The following is a 17482-nucleotide window of genomic DNA, read 5'->3' as shown; positions in this document are numbered from 1 at the left end:
AGTACCTCTCGGGTGGTGCCCGCCCACACTCCGTGACCGGTGATCGAGCAGGCACGGCAAAAGCACTGGCCCCCTGGCGGGCGCACCAGCAGAATCGCTTGATGGAGCCCGTCACACTGACCACCGAACGTCTGTGCCTGAGCGTCTTCACGCCCGGGGACATCGACGAGACGTACCTGGCCTGCCAGGACCCGGACATCCAGCGCTGGACCACGATCCCCTCGCCGTACGCGCGCGTGGACGCCGAGACCTTCATCGGCCGCGTGGTCCCGGACGGCTGGCGCAACGACCTGGAGTACACCTTCGCCGTACGCCCCAGGGAAGGCGGCCCGCTGCTCGCCGCCACCAGCCTGCACCACCCGCGCTCGGGCACCTGGGAGGTCGGCTACTGGACGGCCAAGGAGCACCGGGGCCGCGGCTATATGACGGAGGCCGTGCTCGGCCTCGCCCGCTGGGCCTTCACGGAGCTGCGCTGCACCCGCCTGGAGTGGCGCGCGGAGGTCGGCAACACCGGCTCGCGCGCGGTCGTGGAGAAGGCGGGCTTCACCGTCGAGGGCGTGCTCCGCGCGGGCCTGCTCAACAAGGGCACGCTGCGCGACGGCTGGGTCGGCGCGCTGCTCCCCTCGGATCTCGGCATGCCGTCGCCGCACCCGTACCTGCCCGCGAAGGCCTGAGCGCCGCCCCTGGAGGTCTGGACCGGGCGCTCCCGCCGGATTGTCAGTGGCGCGCTCTATCGTTCGCTCCATGACGAGCCTGCCGAGTCCCGCCACCGAACTCTCCGCCGACGAGGCCCGCCGGATCGCCCTGCGCGCCCAGGGCTTCCTCGGCGCCCCCGACCGCAAGTCCGGTGTGCGGGGCGTCCTGCGGCACCTCGGCGCGGTCCAGCTCGACACGATCTCGGTCCTGGCCCGCTCGCACGAACTCGTTCCGTACGCACGCCTGGGCGCCGTCGGCCGCGACCGCGTCGAGGCGGCGTACTGGGACGGCACGACGGGCCCCGGCCCCGCCCGTCCGCACGCCTTCGAGTACTGGTCGCACGCCGCGTGCATCCTCCCCATCGAGGAGTGGCCGCACTTCGCCTTCCGCCGCCGCGCCTACCGCGCCCGCCCCCACTGGCACCACGACCTGCCCGACGGGGCGTACGACCAGGTGATCAAGCAGCTCCGCGCCGAAGGCCCGCTCACCGCGACGGAGTTGGGCGGCGCGAAGAACAAGGGCGAGTGGTGGGACTGGTCCGAGTCGAAGATCGCCGTCGAGCGCGCGCTGATGCACGGCGAGGTGGTGTGCACGGAGCGCCGCTCCTGGAAGCGGGTGTACGACCTCGCGGAGCGCGCCATCCCGGACCCGCTGCTCCATGACGACCTGGACGACGCGGAGTGCCTGCGCCGCCTGGTCCGCCTGGCCGGCGAGGCGCTGGGCGTCGGCACGCGCGCGGACATCGCCGACTACCACCGCCTCAAGGGCGAGCAGTTCGACGCGGTGGTCGCGGACTCGGGTCTGGTGCCGGTGCGGGTCCAGGGCTGGGACAAGCCCGCCTGGGCGGACCCCAGGGCCCTGGAGACGGCGCCCCGTGGCCGGCACCGCACGACGCTTCTGTCCCCCTTCGACTCCCTGATCTGGGAGCGGGCGCGCACGGAGCGGATCTTCGGCTTCACGCACCGCCTGGAGGCGTACGTGCCCAAGCCGAAGCGGATCCACGGCTATTTCGCGATGCCGCTGCTCGCGGGCGGCAAGCTCCTCGGCCGGGTCGACCCCGCGCGCGAGGGCAGCACGCTGGTGGCCAAGCAGGTCTCGCTGGACGCCCCGAAGGCGGTGGCCCCGATGGCGCAGGCCCTGCTCGAAGCGGCGTCCTGGGTCGGCTGCGACTCCGTACGGGTGGAGCGGGTGAACCGCCCGGAGCTGACCGCCGAGCTGGTGCGCGCGCTCACCTGATCTCGAGGATCTTCTCCCGCATCGCGTAGACGACGGCCTCCATCCTGGAGTGCAGCTGCAGCTTCTCCAGGATGTTGCGCACGTGGTTCTTCACGGTGTTCTCGGAGATGAACAACTCCTTGGCGATGTCCCGGTTGTTCATGCCGGTGGCGACCAGCTTGAGCACCTCCAGCTCCCGGTCGGTCAGCCGGGGCGCGGGAACGAGCCGCCGCTCGTCGGTGCGCTGGATCATCGACTTGAACTCCGTGAGGAGCTTGGACGCCATCGAGGGGCTGATCTGCGACTGCCCGTCGGCCACCGCGCGAATCGCCGTGGCCACCTCGTCCGTGGAGATCTCCTTGAGGAGATAGCCGGTCGCGCCCGCCTTGATGGCGTCGTAGAGATCGGCTTCCTCGTCGCTGATCGTCAGCATGATGATCTTGGCGCTGGGCGCCACCTCCTTGATGGAGGTGCACGCCTCGATGCCGCCGCGCTTGGGCATCCGGACGTCCATGAGCACGATGTCGGGCAGCAGGTCGGCGGCCTTGTCCACCGCCTCGGCGCCGTCGCCCGCTTCCCCGACGACCTGGATGTCCTCCTCGGCGGCGAGGACGATCTCCAGGCCGCGGCGGAAGAGGGCGTGGTCATCCACCACAAGGACCCTGATGGGCTCCTTGCGTGGGGCGCCCGCGTCCGTGCCGATGCCGATGCCGTCGTCGGCATCGTCGCGTCGCATCGGTCCGAAGCTGTCCGCCATCGTTCCTCCCCCATGAAGGCCGTGGCCTGTTGTGCCTCTGCTGCGCCAACCCGAGGCGGCAGCACACCGGTTGGCCGGCCCGCCCATGATTTCATGCCCGGCGCCGGTGCGGTGCGCGCACTGGGCGCACGGTGGTGCCCCTGGGGGGCGCACACGCGCTCCAGGGGCACCACGTCAGCGGTCACGGGGCAGGGTCAGCCGCCGAGTGCTCCGCCTCCGCCGGCCGATTCGGCCCTGGCGACCATGGGGTCGGTGTTGAGGCGGATGACGCCGTAGTCGTAGGCGTGCCGTCGGTAGACGACGCTGGGTTCCTTGGATTCGGAGTCGACGAACAAGTAGAAGTCGTGTCCGACCAGTTCCATCTCGTAGAGCGCCTGGTCGAGCGACATGGGGGCAGCTACGTGCGTCTTCTCGCGGACCACGAGCGGGCCTTCGCCCTGGATCTCCAGGGAGCCGATCTTCTTGACCGGCACACCGTCCGGCTCCTCGTCGCGTGCGACGGTGCCGTCTCCGTTGAGGTACGCCGCGTCCGGGACCCGCTCGGCCACTTCGGCGGCGGAGAGCCTGCCGGTGCCTCGCCGGTTGTGACGCTTCTCGTGCTGCTTGCGCAGTCGTGCGTCGAGCTTGGCCGTGGCCAGGTCGAGCGCCGCGTACGGATCTGCTGCCGAGGCCTCCGCGCGAATCACGGGCCCACGCCCGCGGACGGTGATCTCCACGCGGTCGGAACGGTCGGCCTGACGCGGGTTGGTTTCCTTGGACACCTCGACGTCGAGGCTGATCACCTTGCCGTCGAGCTTCTGGATCTTGTCCAGCTTCAGCTTCTCGGCCACGTGCTTGCGGAACCGCTCGGGCACCTCGGTCTTGCGGCCCTTGACGACGATGTCCACGCAGAACTCCGTTCCCGGATCGCTCCGCTTCGACTGCGGAGCATCTCCCTTTTGCACCAGGCCCCGGTGAATCCCGGAGCCTCGGACTCGGTGACTTCCACCTCCTCCTCCCCCGCGGACAAGATCTCCACCCCACCGGCCCGGGTGATTGCGGATAACCCACAGACCGGCATTCCGATATGCGAGGGACGGCGTCCGCCATTCCTCACAACCGAACATATCTCGCCCGGACGGATGTCGTCACCCTCTACTGCCGCGTACCTCCATTCAGGTGTATCCACCCTCTCATCACCTGCAACGATGCAAGTTCTCAATCAGTTCCGGTTTATTTCGAAGGAATCCGGTGGTGCGGCGACAACGGCCGCACTGATCGCGTTCTCACGACCCAATACCGACCTCCGAAGAACCCCCGTTCCCGGTTCTCGCACGGCCTCCGCTCGCGCGTTCTCTTCCGTGTGTACGTCACGTATTGCCCGGGCGGCCTCCGCCAATGAGGCGCCGGTGGTCATCAGGTCGTCCACGACCACCACCCGGCCACCGCCCGCGAGCAGCCGGCCGCCCCCTGCGGTCACCTCCAGGGCGCCCGCCAGATTGGCCTGCCGCTGCCGGGAGTCGAGCCCCGACTGGTCGGCGACCGCACGCCGCTGGCGCAGCACCGCGAGCACCCGGGCGGGAATCCCCGCGCGCCGCAGCTCACTCGCCGCGGCGAGCGCGATCCGCCGTGCCGGGTCGTGACCACGTGCCCGCACGGCGGCCCGCGCCGAGGGCACAGGAACGAGCGACAACGGCATCACACGCCCCTGTGGACCGCCTTGTGTGCCGCCTACCCACGATGGGGCGCCCCTATCACCCCGAACCCGCGGTTCGCCCCGCAGAGCGGCACGCACGGACGCGGCCAACGCGGCGCCCAGCGGTCCCGCGAGCCCCAGGGCGCCACGCTCCTTGTGCGCGAGCAGAACGGCCCGCACCGCGTCCTCGTACGGCGCCGCGGCATGCACCACGGGCAGCCCGGGCGGCTCCGGCACCGGTCGCACCCGGCGCGGCGCGGCCCCGATCAGGGCGGCACGGCACTCGTCACAGAGTGCCGTCCGAGGCCTTCCGCAGCCTCCGCACTCGGCCGGCAGCACCAGGTCGGTGAGGTCCTGCCACCACCCCCGCATGTCCACCACTGTGCCAAGCCGCGGACCGCCCGGCCACCCCTGTGGATAACCCCCTGTGGACAACTGCCCACCGCCGAGGCCCCGTTGCGGGCCTGGCCCCCTCAGGCCCGCGGGCATAATGCGTGCGGGCCCCGCGCGTCACCCGCGCCGGACCCCCCACGTCACGGGCCCCCACGTCACGGACAACTCACGCTCACCCCAGAGGGAGCTCACCCCAGAGGGAGCTCACCCCGGAGGATCTCGCCCCGGACAAGAGCTCACCCCGGATAGACCGGAGCCATCCCTTCCTTCACCACCGTCTGCCACTGCGAGCCCGTCGGCAGCCGCACGATCCCGTCGTCCGAGTGGGCCACCAGCGGCTGCCGCTCGTCCTCGGACGCCGCGATCTCCATGACGCCGGTCAGGCCGGGCAGCGCGGTGCCCGGAAGCACCGAGCCGTCGGACTGGACGTACCGGATCTGCTGCACCCCGCCGGTCTCCCGGCCGACGACGACGAGCCGGCCGCCGCCCGCCCACGACATGGCCGTGACCTCTTCCATCTGCGGTGCCGCGGGGGTGGGGTCGAGAACCGATATCTCGGGCCGCTCCCCCTTGCCGCCGCCCCGCTCGGCCCGGCCGATCCACAGCGACGTCTTGCCGTCCTTCTTCACCAGCAGCGCGATGCGCACGCCGTCGGCCGACATCCGCACCGACTCGACGCGACCGTCCAGAGCCGGGATCTCGACCTCGACCGGATCGCCCTGCCCCTGTTCGAGCCAGAGCAGCCGGGGCCGCTTCGGATCGCGATCGGCCACCCACAGGTTGCCCCTGCCGTCCCAACTCGGCGTGGACAGACGCTGCTTCTCCGACTTGGCCTTGCTGCGCAGCCGCGCCTTGCCGAGCGTGTCGTCCGTGAGCAGCGAGCCCGTGTACAGCGACTTGCCGTCGAGCGACACCCCGGCCGCGCGCTTCTCGTCACGCGAGACCGCCGCCGAGAGCAGCGGCTGGTCACCGGTGCCGAGCACACCGCCCACCGGCTCGGGCGTCACGGCGCTCCCCGCACTGGCCGACATCTTCACCAGGCGGTGCTTCTCGTCGACGAAGTACTGAAAGTCGGGACGGTCCGCACTGCGGTACGACGCGACGGTCTCGGCCCGTTCCTGGCTCAGGACGCAGAGCATCGAGCCGTTGGAACGCTCCAACGTCACCTGCTCGACGCCCGAGGGCGTCAAGTCCCGCAAGGTGAAGAGCAGTTGCGCCGCCATCTCCTTGCACTGGGTCTGCCCGGTGTTGTCGGACCGGCTGTTCAGCTGCACGGTCAGCCGGTTCTGGTCGTCCAGCGTCAGCGGCTTGTCCGGATCCTTGAGCCGCGTACCGCTCGGGAAGCTCGAACGCACCACCTGCCCCAGCCAGTTGGTCGGCCCCTCCAGCAACGTCTTCACCGTCTGCGTCAGCGGGTCGATCCGCTGGCGTATGTAGACGGGGTCCGCGACGAGCCCCGGCTCCCCGCTGACGCCGGCCCCCGAAGGCCCGGCGAAGTAGTACTTGTTGACCGACCGGTAGATCCGCTGGAAGTCCGACTCACCGAGCACCACGCCCGGCGGCGGCTTGTCGATGCGCCACTCGCTCCCGCCCGGACCGCCCACCTGGCTCAGGTGGAGGGACTGGCTGTACGAGGTCTCGTCCGGCCGGTACGCGTGCTGCTCGTCCACCTTCGCGACCTGCTGGCCGGTGAGCGTGAAGCGACGGCTGTCGTCGGCTTCGTTGCCCGCGTTGCCCGCGTCCGTGTTCGGGCCGTCGGCGAGCACCGTCGTGGACTCCTCCGGGTGCCAGTCCTTCGACGCCTGCTTGGTCAGATACTTGCGCGCCATCGCGAACTGCGGGTCGTCGCTGGTCAGCGCCTCCAGGAAGCCCTGCACGATCTCCACGGGCTTGGCGCCCTCGCGCGGCGGCATCGCATAGACCCGCACCTGCGACTGCGAGTCCGGGCGCTGCGAGGCGTCGACGGCCTTCAGATTCCCGCTGTCGGGCATCGAGGCACAGCCGGCCAGGAGCACGCCGCAGCTGCCCAGCAGCAGCCCCGTGCGCGGCGAACGCCGGCGGCCCCGCCCGCGGCCGCGCCCGTCACGGTCAGCGCCCACGCGTGCTCTCCTCTTCCCTGTCCGCATCCGTGCCCGGCTCCGCTTCGACGTGCCCGGCAGAGCCTTCACCGCCCGCCCCGGACTCGCCCGCCCCGGACTCGCCCGCCCCGGACTCTTCCGCCTCGTGCACCGCGCCGTCCGAGGCCCCGTCGCTCCGGGACTCCCCCTCCAGCGGTCTGCGCGGTACGACCCGCGCCCCGTTACCGGGCAGCGCCGTCGGATCCACGGCCGCGGCCTGGGCGAGCCGCGGCGGTATCGGCCCCTTCACCGGCACGGGCGGCGACACCCTCTCGGGCGATGTCGCGGACGCCTGCGCGGGCACCGTGGCGAGCTTGCTGACGCCGCCGAGCGGCAGCCCCGCGTCGTTGAGACCGCGGTGCCGACGCGAGTCGTCGGGCTCCAGCGGTATCGGCGAACCCCGCAGCGGCTCGTCCGCCGTCCTCGGCAACGTCAGCCTGAACTGCGAACCGCCCCCCGGCTCACCCCACGCCTGCAGCCAGCCACCGTGCAGCCGCGCGTCTTCGAGCGCGATGGAGAGCCCGAGTCCCGTACCACCGGTGGTACGCGCGCGTGCCGGGTCCGCCCGCCAGAAGCGGCTGAACACCCGGGTCGCCTCACCGGGCTTGAGGCCCACTCCGTAGTCCCGCACCGCGACGGCGACCGCGCCGCCCGCGGCGGCGAGCCGCACCACGACGTCCTTGCCCTCGCCGTGCTCCACGGCGTTCACCACGAGGTTGCGCAGCACCCGCTCCACACGCCGGGCATCCGCCTCGGCGACCACGGGCTGCTGATCCCCGACGATCCGTATGTGCGTGCCCTTGCGCTCGGCGAGCAGCTCCGCGCCGCCGACGACCCGCCGCACGACTTCGCGCAGGTCTATCGGCTCGGCCTCCAGGGCGGCCGCCCCCGCGTCGAACCGGCTGATCTCGAGCAGATCGGCGAGCAGCGACTCGAAGCGGTCCAACTGATCGGCGAGCAACTCGGCCGACCGCGCGGTCACCGGATCGAAGTCCACCCGCGCCTCATGAATGACGTCGGCGGCCATCCGCACGGTCGTCAGCGGCGTCCGCAGCTCGTGCGACACGTCGGACACGAACCGCCGCTGCATCCGCGACAGCTCCTCCAGCTGCTGGATCTTCAGCTGCAGGTTCTGCGCCATCTTGTTGAAGGCCTCACCGAGCCGCGCGATGTCGTCCTCACCGGTGACCTTCATACGTTCCTGAAGGCGCCCGGCGGACAACCGCTCGGCGATACCGGCCGCCATGCGCACGGGCGTGACGACCTGGCGCACCACCAGCCACGCGATGGCACCGAGGAGCACCACGACGAAGAGCCCCGCGGTCGCGAGCGTCGTCCTGACGAGGTTGAGCGACTCCTCCTCCTGCGTCAGCGGGAAGAGGTAGTACAGCTGGTACGGGTCGCCGTTGAGGTCGTTGAGCCGCTTGCCGATGACCAGGCCCGACTGCGGCTCACGGCCGTCGTCGTAGATGATGCGCGTATTGGCCTGGTAGACGCCCGTGCCGTCGTCGACCTGGAGACGCAGCTCCTCGGGCACGCTCAGGATCGGCTCCACCCCGCCCGAGGCCCGCGAGCCCCGCACACTGCCCGCGTCACCCGCGGAGGTGGGGCTCAGCGTCACCACCGCGAAGGCGTTCTGACCACCGCTGGAGAGCTGCTCGACGAGGTCGGACATCCACACCGCGGCGTTGCGCCCGTCGGCCGTGCTGCCTTCCTGGCCCTGCCCCTGGGCACTCTGCCGCGCGGCGTTGACACTGTCCTGCGCGGCCCTGAAGCCACCGTCGGCCTGGCTCTGCGAGGCCTTCACCTTGGCCTTGAGCAGGCCGTTGTTCACCGAGCTCATGACGGCGAAGCCGAGCATGAGCACCACGCCGAGCGACATCAGCAAGGTCGTGACGACGACCTTCAGCTGGATGTTGCGCCGCCACAGCCGCACCGCGGGCAGCAGCGGACGGCGCACCCAGCGCACGAAGAGCCGCACGACAGGACTGCCCTGCATGCCCCCCTGCAACAGCAGCCCGCCGTCGACGAGCCGCCCGAACCGGGACGCGCGACGCGCCGGTCCAGTCCGCCCCGGGCGTGCCCCCGGACCTGCGGGCGCCGAGGAGGAACTGTCCCGGGACACGTCAGCTCGGTCCGGCCTTGTAACCGACGCCACGGACGGTCACCACGATCTCCGGCCGCTCCGGGTCCCGCTCGACCTTGGACCGCAGCCTCTGGACGTGGACGTTCACCAGACGGGTGTCCGCCGCGTGCCGGTAGCCCCAGACCTGCTCGAGCAGCACCTCACGCGTGAACACCTGCCACGGCTTGCGCGCCAGCGCGACCAGCAGGTCGAACTCCAGCGGCGTCAGCGCGATCGACTGCCCGTCCCGCTTCACGGAGTGCCCCGCCACGTCGATGACCAGGTCACCGATGGCCAGCTGCTCCGGCGCGGGCTCCTCCGACCTCCGCAACCGCGCCCTGATCCGGGCCACGAGCTCCTTCGGCTTGAACGGCTTGACGATGTAGTCGTCGGCCCCCGACTCCAGACCGACCACCACATCCACGGTGTCGCTCTTTGCGGTGAGCATGACGATCGGCACTCCGGACTCCGCCCTGATCAGGCGGCACACCTCGATGCCGTCCCGCCCCGGCAGCATGAGGTCGAGCAGCACAAGATCGGGCTTGGCCTCCCGAAAAGCAGCCAGCGCCTTGTCGCCATCAGCTACGAACGACGGCTCAAAACCTTCACCACGCAGCACAATCCCGAGCATCTCGGCCAGTGCGGTGTCGTCGTCGACGACAAGGACTCGTCCCTTCATGCCTGACATCATCCCATTCTCGTAACGGCGACTGTGCTGCTGGTGAGGTAGGTCACTGGCCTGTGACGATAGTCGTACGGGGGCACTACTGTCTGCCGTCGCCCGCCGATGCCGGTCATGGCCGTCAGGGGCGGATCATTCACCGCGGCAGGTCGAACATCACCGAAAGCCCCGGCTACGACCCCACGCTCTGCACCCCCGCACTCCCCCACCCCCGCTCACCGCCCGCACCATGGTGGCCGCCCGAAGCCACGACGCCGCCCGCCCCGGCCACGGGCTGCGGGCTGCTTGCTGCTTGCTGCTTGCTGCGGGCCAGGCCAACAGGGCCCGCAGCAAGCCGAAGCCGAGGCCGGTACGTCAGCAGCAGGCACAGCCGGTTGAGAACCTCCCCGCCGCCACCCGCGCCATCATCCGGTCAACCGATCGTCACCTGTCGTGACCTGGCACACAGCTCGGCAATACCCTCTGCCGTCACAGGTGACAGCACGCCCTCTTCCGTGACGAGGGCCGTCACCAGCTCGGGTGGCGTCACATCGAACGCGGGGTTGTACGCCTGGGTCCCCAGAGGTGCCACCGGAATACCGCCTCCCGCTTCCATCCCGATCACCGGCACATGCGGTGCCGTGACCTCCGTCACCTCGTGCCCGCCCCGCAGCTCCACCTCGATGGACGCTCCGTCCGGGGTGTCCGGGTCCACGGTCGTCACCGGCGCCACCACGATGAACGGCACATGGTGATACCGCGCCAGCACCGCGAGCGGATAGCTCCCCACCTTGTTGGCCACCGAACCGTCGGCCGCGATGCGGTCGGCACCGATCAGCACCGCGTCCACCTCACCGGCCGCGAACAGCGAACCCGCCGCGTTGTCCGTGAGCAAGGTGTACGCCATGCCGTTCCGCGCCGCTTCGTACGCGGTGAGCCTCGCCCCCTGCAGCAACGGCCGCGTCTCGTCCACCCACAGCCTGCGCAGACTCCCCTCTCTGTGCGCCTTGAGGGCCACCGCGAACGCCGTGCCCTCCCCACCGGAGACCAACGCCCCCGTGTTGCAGTGCGTCAGGACGCGATGCCCACCGCCCGGCAGCAGCTCGTCGAGCAGAGCCAGACCGTGCGCCGCCATCCTGGCACTGGCCTCGGCGTCCTCGGCGTGCAGCGCCCGCGCCGCATCGAGCGCGGCACCCGCCGCCGCCCGGAGACCCGCGCCGCCCACGGCCGCGGCGCGATACGCCGCCTGGGCCCTGCGCACCCCGTACGCGAGGTTGACCGCGGTGGGCCGCGCCCCCGCCAACGAGTCCGCCGCCTCGTCCACATCGAAGCCACGGGCAGCGGCGAGCGCGACGCCGTAGGCCCCCGCGATGCCCAGAAGCGGTGCCCCGCGCACCGCGAGCGTCCGTATCGCCTCCACCAGGGCCGGCGCGTCGGTGCACACCAGCTCGATCTCCTCGCCCGGCAGCCTGGTCTGGTCGAGGAGGACCAGCACAGGTCCTTCAGGTGGGTCGTCCCATCGGATCGCGGGAATCGTCGTCGGGGTCTCGGTCGGCCGTTTGTCCTCGCTGGATTGCGCGTACTGATCAGCCATCCGCCCAGTCTGCCCCGTACCCGGCGGACAATTGAAGGTGTACAGCCCCTACGGCGCCCGGTCACCTGGCCGGTGCCCCGTGGCACGATGGCTGGCAACCTGCCGCCGCACCCGCGGACGGGCACCTTGAAGGAGCGACGATGAACGACACTCCGGGCTGGGCCTCGCCCGGATCTGCCCCCTCCGAAGGACAGGACTCCGGCAAGCCGGACGCCGCCGGGCCTGCGGACGCCGGCCAGCAGAGCGGCGCGTCCAAGTGGTCCAAGGAGCAGCCGCCGCCCGCCCAGTGGTCCCCGCCCGGCACCTCGGGCCCGGGCCAGACGCCGCCTCCACCGCCCCCTCCGCCCGGCCAGGGCGGCGGCTGGGGCTGGGGCGGCCAGCCCCCCGGCGGAGGTCCCGGCGGCCCGGGAGGCCCCGGCGGCTACCGCGGCTGGGGTGCCTGGCAAGGCCCGCCGCCCGCGGCCAAGCCCGGCGTCATCCCGCTCCGCCCGCTCGGCGTGGGCGAGATCCTCGACGGTGCGGTGTCGACCATGCGCGCCCACTGGCGCACGGTGCTCGGCATCTCCCTGACGGTGGCCGTCTTCACGGAGATCGTGGTCGTCCTCCTTCAGGGGCTCGTCCTGAACGACTCCGTCGACACCGAAGCCCTCAACGACCCGAGCGCGACCGTCGGCGAACTCACCCGCGCCATGGGCGACACGATGCTGAGCTCCGGCACGGTCCTCGTGATCACCCTGCTCGGCACGATCATCGCGACGGCCCTGCTCACGATGGTCACCAGCCGTGCGGTGCTCGGTAAGCCGGTGACCACCAAGGAGGCCTGGCGGGACTCCCGCCCCCAGCTGGCGAAGCTGTTCGGCCTGACACTGCTCATCCCGCTCATCGGCGCGGCGATCGTCGCCGTCGGCATCCTGCCCGGCGTGCTGATCGCCCTCGCCGGCGCCTCCGACGCCGGCGCCAGCCTGGCCATCCTCGGCGGCCTGGCCGCGAGCATCGCCGCCATCTGGGTCGTGATCCGCTTCTCCCTCGCCTCTCCCGCGCTCATGCTGGAGAAGCAGGGCGTCAAGAAGTCCCTGGCCCGCTCCGTCAAGCTGGTCCACGGCTCCTGGTGGCGCGTCTTCGGCATCCAGCTGCTCGCCGCGATCATCGCGAACGTCGTGGCGTCGATCATCGTCATCCCGTTCACGTTCATCGCGGGCGCCCTCAGCGGCGACGGCGTCACCGGCTTCCTCAACAACACCGGCGAACTGGGCTGGACCTTCCTGATCGTCAGCGGCGTCGGCTCGGTGATCGGCTCCATGCTGACGTTCCCCATCACCGCTGGAGTCACCGTCCTCCTCTACATCGACCAGCGGATCCGCCGCGAGGCCCTCGACCTCGAACTGGCCCGCGCCGCAGGCCTCCCCGGCCACGGCACCACCCCGCCCGGCACCCCGGGGAGCTGATGCGGTGACCGCGGCGGGGGCAGTGCTCATGGGGCTCGGAGCGGCACCGCTCCTGCCGCGCGCCGGCGACGACCCACCGGTGACGATCCCCCGCGACCCCGCACGGGAGGCGGCCGAGCGCGAACTGTCCAAGCCGATGTACCACGAGAACGACCCCAGCCTCTTCCAGCGAGCCCTGAACCGCTTCTGGAGCTGGGTCGACGACCTGTTCTCCGCCGCCTCGGGGGCCACCCCGGGCGGCGGGTTCGGCCTCCTGGTCATCGTGCTGGCAGTCGTACTCCTGGCCGTCGCCCTGTGGTGGCGCCTCGGCACCCCCCGACGCTCCCCCGCCTCCGCACCGGCCCTCTTCGACGACCGCCCCCGCAGCGCCGCGGAACACCGCGCGGCCTCCGAGGCACACGCCGCCCAGGCCCACTGGAACCAGGCCGTCCAGGAACGCATGCGCGCCATCGTCCGCGCCCTGGAGGAACGCGCACTCCTGGACCCCCGCCCCGGACGCACCGCCGACGAGGCGGCAGCGGAAGCGGGCCGCACCCTCCCCTCCCACACCGACGGACTGCGCACCGCCGCCCACGCGTTCGACGACGTGACATACGGCGGCCGCACCACCGACGAGCCGACATACCTCCGCCTGGCCGAGCTCGACCGCGACCTGGAACGCACCAAACCGGTCCTGACCAGCACCGCCCACACCACGCCGAGCAGCAGCTCCCAGGGGGCCGCCGAATGACCGGCCCCACCCCTTCCACGGAGCCGCTCCAGCCCTCCGCGCCGCCCACCACCACGCAGCAGCCCGGCACACCTCCCGGCCCGGCCCCGACCTCGCTCTCCCCCACCCCCCGCCAGCTGTGGACCCGCTCCCGAGGCATCGCCCTCGCCCTGCTCGTCCTCCTGGCCGCGGCCGTCGCCCTCGCCGCCGTCCGCTCCGGCGCCCAGCACGGCCGCCTCGACCCGCGCTCCGCCGACCCCTACGGCAGCCGGGCCGTCGCCGAACTCCTCGCCGACCGAGGCGTGTCCACCCGCGTGGTCACCAGCACCGAAGAAGCGCGCTCCGCGGCCGGCCCGGACACGACCCTCCTCGTGGCCAACCCCGACCTGCTCACCGACCGCCAGCGCTCCCGACTCCACGAGGCCACCAAGGACTCCGACGGCCGTACCGTCCTCGTCACCCCAGGCGCCCCGTCGATCGGCACCCTCGCCCCCGGGGTCACCGCGGACGCCACTCCCAGCACCGACTCCACGCTCTCCCCCGCCTGCTCCTTCCCCGCGGCCCGCCGCGCGGGCACCGCCGACATGGGCGGCATCCGCTACGACTCCCTCGCCCCGGACGCCGAGGCCTGCTACCTCAGCGACGGTCTGCCCAGCCTTCTGCATCTCCCCGCCCCCCGCGGAAACGGCGACACCGTCGTCCTCGGCGCGCCCGACATCCTCTACAACGACCGTCTCGACGAGCAGGGCAACGCCTCACTCGCCCTCCAACTCCTCGGCTCCCGCCCCCACTTGGTCTGGTACCTCCCCTCGCTCTCCGACGACCAGGCCGCCACCGAGTCCGAACGCCGAAGCTTCTTCGACCTGATCCCCTCCGGCTGGCTCTGGGGCACCCTGCAGCTCACCATCGCGGCCGCGCTCGCCGCCCTGTGGCGAGCCCGCCACCTCGGCCCCCTCGTCGCCGAACGCCTCCCTGTGGCGATCCGCGCCTCAGAGACCGTCGAAGGCCGTGCCCGCCTCTATCGCAAGGCGAACGCCCGCGACCGCGCGGCCGCGGCCCTGCGCACAGCCACCCGCACCCGCCTCGCCTCTCTTGTCGGCGTATCCCCCACGCAGGCGCACGCGCCCGAAACCTTGATCCCCGCGCTGTCCGCCCGCGTCAGCACCTCCGGCCAAGACCTTCGCCCCCTCCTCTTCGGGCCGCCTCCCGGCAACGACGCAGCACTCATCGCCCTCGCCGACCAACTCGACGCCCTCGAAAGAGAGGTACGCCACTCATGATGGACCCGACCACTGACACCGGGCCCACCGGAGATCCCCGCAGCTCACGCGCTTCCCTCGAAGCTCTGCGCACCGAGATCTCCAAGGCCGTGGTCGGCCAGGACTCCGCCGTCACCGGCCTCGTCGTCGCCCTCCTCTGCCGCGGCCATGTCCTACTAGAAGGAGTCCCCGGGGTAGCCAAAACGTTGCTCGTCCGCGCACTCGCGTCGAGCCTCGAACTCGACACCAAGCGCGTCCAGTTCACCCCCGACCTGATGCCGAGCGACGTCACGGGCTCCCTCGTCTACGACGCCCGCACCACCGAGTTCTCCTTCCAACCCGGCCCGGTCTTCACCAACCTCCTCCTGGCCGACGAAATCAACCGCACCCCGCCCAAGACCCAGTCCTCGCTCCTCGAAGCGATGGAGGAACGCCAGGTCACGGTCGACGGCACACCGCGCCCGCTCCCCGAGCCGTTCCTCGTCGCGGCCACCCAGAACCCGGTCGAGTACGAAGGCACGTACCCCCTCCCCGAAGCACAACTGGACCGCTTCCTCCTCAAACTGACGGTCCCCCTCCCGTCCCGCCAGGACGAGATCGACGTCCTCACCCGCCACGCCCAGGGCTTCAACCCCCGCGACCTCCGCGCCGCCGGCGTACGCCCCGTGGCGGGCCCCGCCGACCTCGAAGCCGCCCGAGCCGCCGTCGCCAAGACCTCCGTCTCCCCCGAGATCACCGCGTACGTAGTGGACGTGTGCCGCGCCACCCGCGAATCCCCGTCCCTCACCCTCGGCGTGTCCCCTCGGGGCGCCACAGCCCTGCTCTCCACGGCCCGCGCCTGGGCCTGGCTCACCGGCCGCGACTACGTCATCCCCGACGACGTGAAGGCCCTCGCCCTCCCCACCCTCCGCCACCGGATCCAACTCCGCCCGGAGGCCGAGATGGAAGGTGTGACGGCCGACTCCGTCATCAACGCGATCCTCGCCCACGTCCCGGTCCCCCGCTGATGGCCCTCACCGGACGCACCGCCCTCCTGGCGGCCCTGGGCACCCTCCCCGTGGGCCTCTGGGAGCCGAGCTGGACCGGCATCCTCGCCGTCAACGCCCCTCTGGCCCTGGCCTGCGCCTGCGACTTCGCCCTGGCCGCCCCCGTACGCCGCCTCGGCCTGACCCGCTCCGGCGACACCTCCGTGCGTCTGGGCGAAGCCGCCGACGTCGAACTCACCGTCACGAACCCTTCCGGCCGCCCTCTGCGCGCCGACCTCCGCGACGCCTGGCCCCCGAGCAGTTGGCAACCCGGAACCGAAGTCGCCGCGTCACGCCACCACTTGACCGTCCCGGCCGGCGAGCGCCGCCGTCTCACGACCCGCCTGCGCCCCACCCACAGAGGCGACCACCACGCCGACCGCGTGACCATCCGCTCGTACGGCCCCCTGGGCCTCTTCACCCGCCAGGGCAGCCACAAGGCCCCCTGGTCCCTACGCGTCCTGCCGCCCTTCGCCAGCCGGAAGCACCTCCCCTCCAAGCTGGCCCGCCTACGCGAACTCGATGGCCGCACCAGCGTGTTGACACGCGGCCAGGGAACCGAGTTCGACAGCCTCCGTGACTACGTTCCCGGGGACGACACCCGCTCCATCGACTGGCGCGCCACCGCCCGCCAGTCCCGCGTCGCGATCCGAACCTGGCGCCCGGAACGCGACCGCCACATCCTCTTGGTCCTCGATACCGGCCGCACCTCCGCCGGCCGAGTGGGCGACGCACCCCGCCTCGATGCCTCCATGGACGCGGCCCTACTCCTCGCCGCCCTGGCCTCCCGCGCCGGCGACCGCGTGGACCTTCTCGCCTACGACCGCCGAGTACGCGCCCTGGTCCAGGGCCGCTCAGCAGGCGACGTCCTCCCATCCCTGGTCAACGCCCTGGCCACGCTGGAACCCGAACTCATCGAGACGGACGCCAGAGGCCTGACGTCGACGGCCCTTCGCACGGCCCCTCGAAGTTCCATGATCGTGCTGCTCACCAGCCTCGACACGGCCCCCATCGAAGAAGGCCTGCTCCCGGTCCTCACCCGCCTCACCAAGCGCCACAAAGTGCTGGTCGCGTCAGTGGCCGACCCGCACATCGAAGAAATGGCGGCTTCCCGCGGCACGACAGAAGCGGTGTACGACGCAGCAGCAGCCGCCCAAGCCCAGTCGGAACGCCACCGCACAGCGGAGCAACTCACCCGCCGTGGCGTCACGGTCGTGGACGCCACCCCCAAGGACCTCGCACCCGCGTTGGCGGACGCATACCTCTCCCTCAAGGCCGCCGGCCGCCTCTGAGCAGAAAGGGGCGGCAGCTATTCCATCCCCATCAAGAAAAGGGGCCCATAACGCAAGAAAGCCCCGGACCGTTCCCGGTCCGGGGCTTTCTTCAAAAGGAGTTCGGCGGCGTCCTACTCTCCCACAGGGTCCCCCCTGCAGTACCATCGGCGCTGTGAGGCTTAGCTTCCGGGTTCGGAATGTAACCGGGCGTTTCCCTCACGCTATGACCACCGAAACACTATGAAACTGACAACCGCACCACACGGCAAAACCCATGCGGGGTCGTTCGTGGTTTCAGAACCAACACAGTGGACGCGAGCAACTGAGGACAAGCCCTCGGCCTATTAGTACCAGTCACCTCCACCCGTTACCGGGCTTCCAGATCTGGCCTATCAACCCAGTCGTCTACTGGGAGCCTTAACCCCTCAAAGGGGGTGGGAATACTCATCTCGAAGCAGGCTTCCCGCTTAGATGCTTTCAGCGGTTATCCTTTCCGAACGTAGCCAACCAGCCATGCCCTTGGCAGGACAACTGGCA

Annotated in this window: 14 protein-coding genes and 2 rRNA genes; 7 read left to right on the top strand and 9 right to left on the bottom strand. The window is 71.1% G+C overall.

Translation table 11 applies throughout. The features are described 5' to 3' along the window. Nucleotides 1-101 precede the first annotated feature (101 nt). Nucleotides 102-674, top strand: a complete 573-nt coding sequence (locus ACZ4D5_RS00080) for a GNAT family N-acetyltransferase (RefSeq protein WP_467770039.1) — start codon at nt 102-104, stop codon at nt 672-674. Nucleotides 675-744: 70 nt separating this feature from the next. Further along, nucleotides 745-1932 carry a winged helix-turn-helix domain-containing protein gene (locus ACZ4D5_RS00075; RefSeq protein ID WP_467770038.1) on the top strand — a complete coding sequence of 396 codons (1188 nt, stop codon included), beginning with the start codon at nt 745-747 and terminating at the stop codon, nt 1930-1932. On the opposite strand, the gene ACZ4D5_RS00070 is transcribed toward ACZ4D5_RS00075, so the two are convergent. The 7 genes from ACZ4D5_RS00070 to mtnA all read right to left on the bottom strand — a co-directional run bounded on the left by ACZ4D5_RS00070 (nt 1925) and on the right by mtnA (nt 11233). Then, nucleotides 1925-2668 (bottom strand): response regulator transcription factor, encoded by a 744-nt coding sequence (locus ACZ4D5_RS00070; RefSeq protein ID WP_362339751.1) that lies wholly within the window; start codon nt 2666-2668, stop codon nt 1925-1927. The two genes, ACZ4D5_RS00075 and ACZ4D5_RS00070, sit on opposite strands and share 8 nt — an antisense overlap. Nucleotides 2669-2862: 194 nt before the next feature. Further along, complete coding sequence (gene hpf, locus ACZ4D5_RS00065) at nt 2863-3555, bottom strand: ribosome hibernation-promoting factor, HPF/YfiA family (RefSeq protein WP_467770037.1); 693 nt, start codon at nt 3553-3555, stop codon at nt 2863-2865. Nucleotides 3556-3869: 314 nt separating this feature from the next. Then, nucleotides 3870-4715, bottom strand: a complete 846-nt coding sequence (locus ACZ4D5_RS00060) for a ComF family protein (RefSeq protein ID WP_467770036.1) — start codon at nt 4713-4715, stop codon at nt 3870-3872. A gap of 257 nt (nt 4716-4972) precedes the next feature. Continuing rightward, the gene (locus ACZ4D5_RS00055; RefSeq protein ID WP_467770035.1) at nt 4973-6835 is read right to left on the bottom strand and encodes an LpqB family beta-propeller domain-containing protein; all 1863 of its coding nucleotides are present in this window, start codon (nt 6833-6835) and stop codon (nt 4973-4975) included. Continuing rightward, the gene (mtrB, locus tag ACZ4D5_RS00050; protein WP_467770034.1) at nt 6825-8978 is read right to left on the bottom strand and encodes an MtrAB system histidine kinase MtrB; all 2154 of its coding nucleotides are present in this window, start codon (nt 8976-8978) and stop codon (nt 6825-6827) included. Before mtrB ends, ACZ4D5_RS00055 begins: the two co-directional genes overlap by 11 nt. Before the next feature lies 1 nt (nt 8979). Further along, the gene (gene mtrA, locus ACZ4D5_RS00045) at nt 8980-9669 is read right to left on the bottom strand and encodes a two-component system response regulator MtrA (protein WP_189176211.1); all 690 of its coding nucleotides are present in this window, start codon (nt 9667-9669) and stop codon (nt 8980-8982) included. 403 nt (nt 9670-10072) lie between these two features. After that, the gene (gene mtnA / locus ACZ4D5_RS00040) at nt 10073-11233 is read right to left on the bottom strand and encodes an S-methyl-5-thioribose-1-phosphate isomerase (protein WP_467770033.1); all 1161 of its coding nucleotides are present in this window, start codon (nt 11231-11233) and stop codon (nt 10073-10075) included. A 140-nt stretch (nt 11234-11373) separates the two neighbouring features. On the opposite strand from mtnA, the gene ACZ4D5_RS00035 reads away from it, so the two are divergent. From ACZ4D5_RS00035 to ACZ4D5_RS00015, 5 genes are read left to right on the top strand one after another with little or no spacing between them, the layout of a single operon-like run. Next, a complete protein-coding gene (locus ACZ4D5_RS00035; protein ID WP_467770032.1) occupies nt 11374-12678 on the top strand; it encodes a DUF7847 domain-containing protein in 1305 nt (434 codons plus the stop codon). Between the two features lie 4 nt (nt 12679-12682). Continuing rightward, on the top strand, nt 12683-13408 hold the full coding sequence (locus ACZ4D5_RS00030; RefSeq protein WP_467770031.1) for a DUF4129 domain-containing protein: 726 nt from the start codon (nt 12683-12685) through the stop codon (nt 13406-13408). After that, nucleotides 13405-14667: a DUF4350 domain-containing protein gene (locus tag ACZ4D5_RS00025; protein WP_467770030.1), complete on the top strand. Its 1263-nt coding sequence runs from the start codon at nt 13405-13407 to the stop codon at nt 14665-14667. Before ACZ4D5_RS00030 ends, ACZ4D5_RS00025 begins: the two co-directional genes overlap by 4 nt. Continuing rightward, nucleotides 14664-15653, top strand: a complete 990-nt coding sequence (locus ACZ4D5_RS00020; RefSeq protein WP_467770029.1) for an AAA family ATPase — start codon at nt 14664-14666, stop codon at nt 15651-15653. Before ACZ4D5_RS00025 ends, ACZ4D5_RS00020 begins: the two co-directional genes overlap by 4 nt. Further along, a complete protein-coding gene (locus ACZ4D5_RS00015; RefSeq protein WP_467770028.1) occupies nt 15653-16963 on the top strand; it encodes a DUF58 domain-containing protein in 1311 nt (436 codons plus the stop codon). The genes ACZ4D5_RS00020 and ACZ4D5_RS00015 overlap by 1 nt, the downstream gene beginning before the upstream one ends. A 100-nt stretch (nt 16964-17063) precedes the next feature. Here the strand turns inward: ACZ4D5_RS00015 and rrf are convergent. Both rrf and ACZ4D5_RS00005 read right to left on the bottom strand, forming a co-directional pair. Continuing rightward, a 5S ribosomal RNA gene (rrf, locus tag ACZ4D5_RS00010) occupies nt 17064-17180 on the bottom strand. Between the two features lie 89 nt (nt 17181-17269). Beyond that, nucleotides 17270-17482: ribosomal RNA gene (locus ACZ4D5_RS00005) — 23S ribosomal RNA — on the bottom strand; the annotation flags it as partial.

This window comes from Streptomyces sp. NPDC025651 (genome assembly GCF_055558735.1).
Note: the sequence above shows the minus strand (reverse complement) of the source record. Positions and strands in the feature narration are given on the sequence as shown.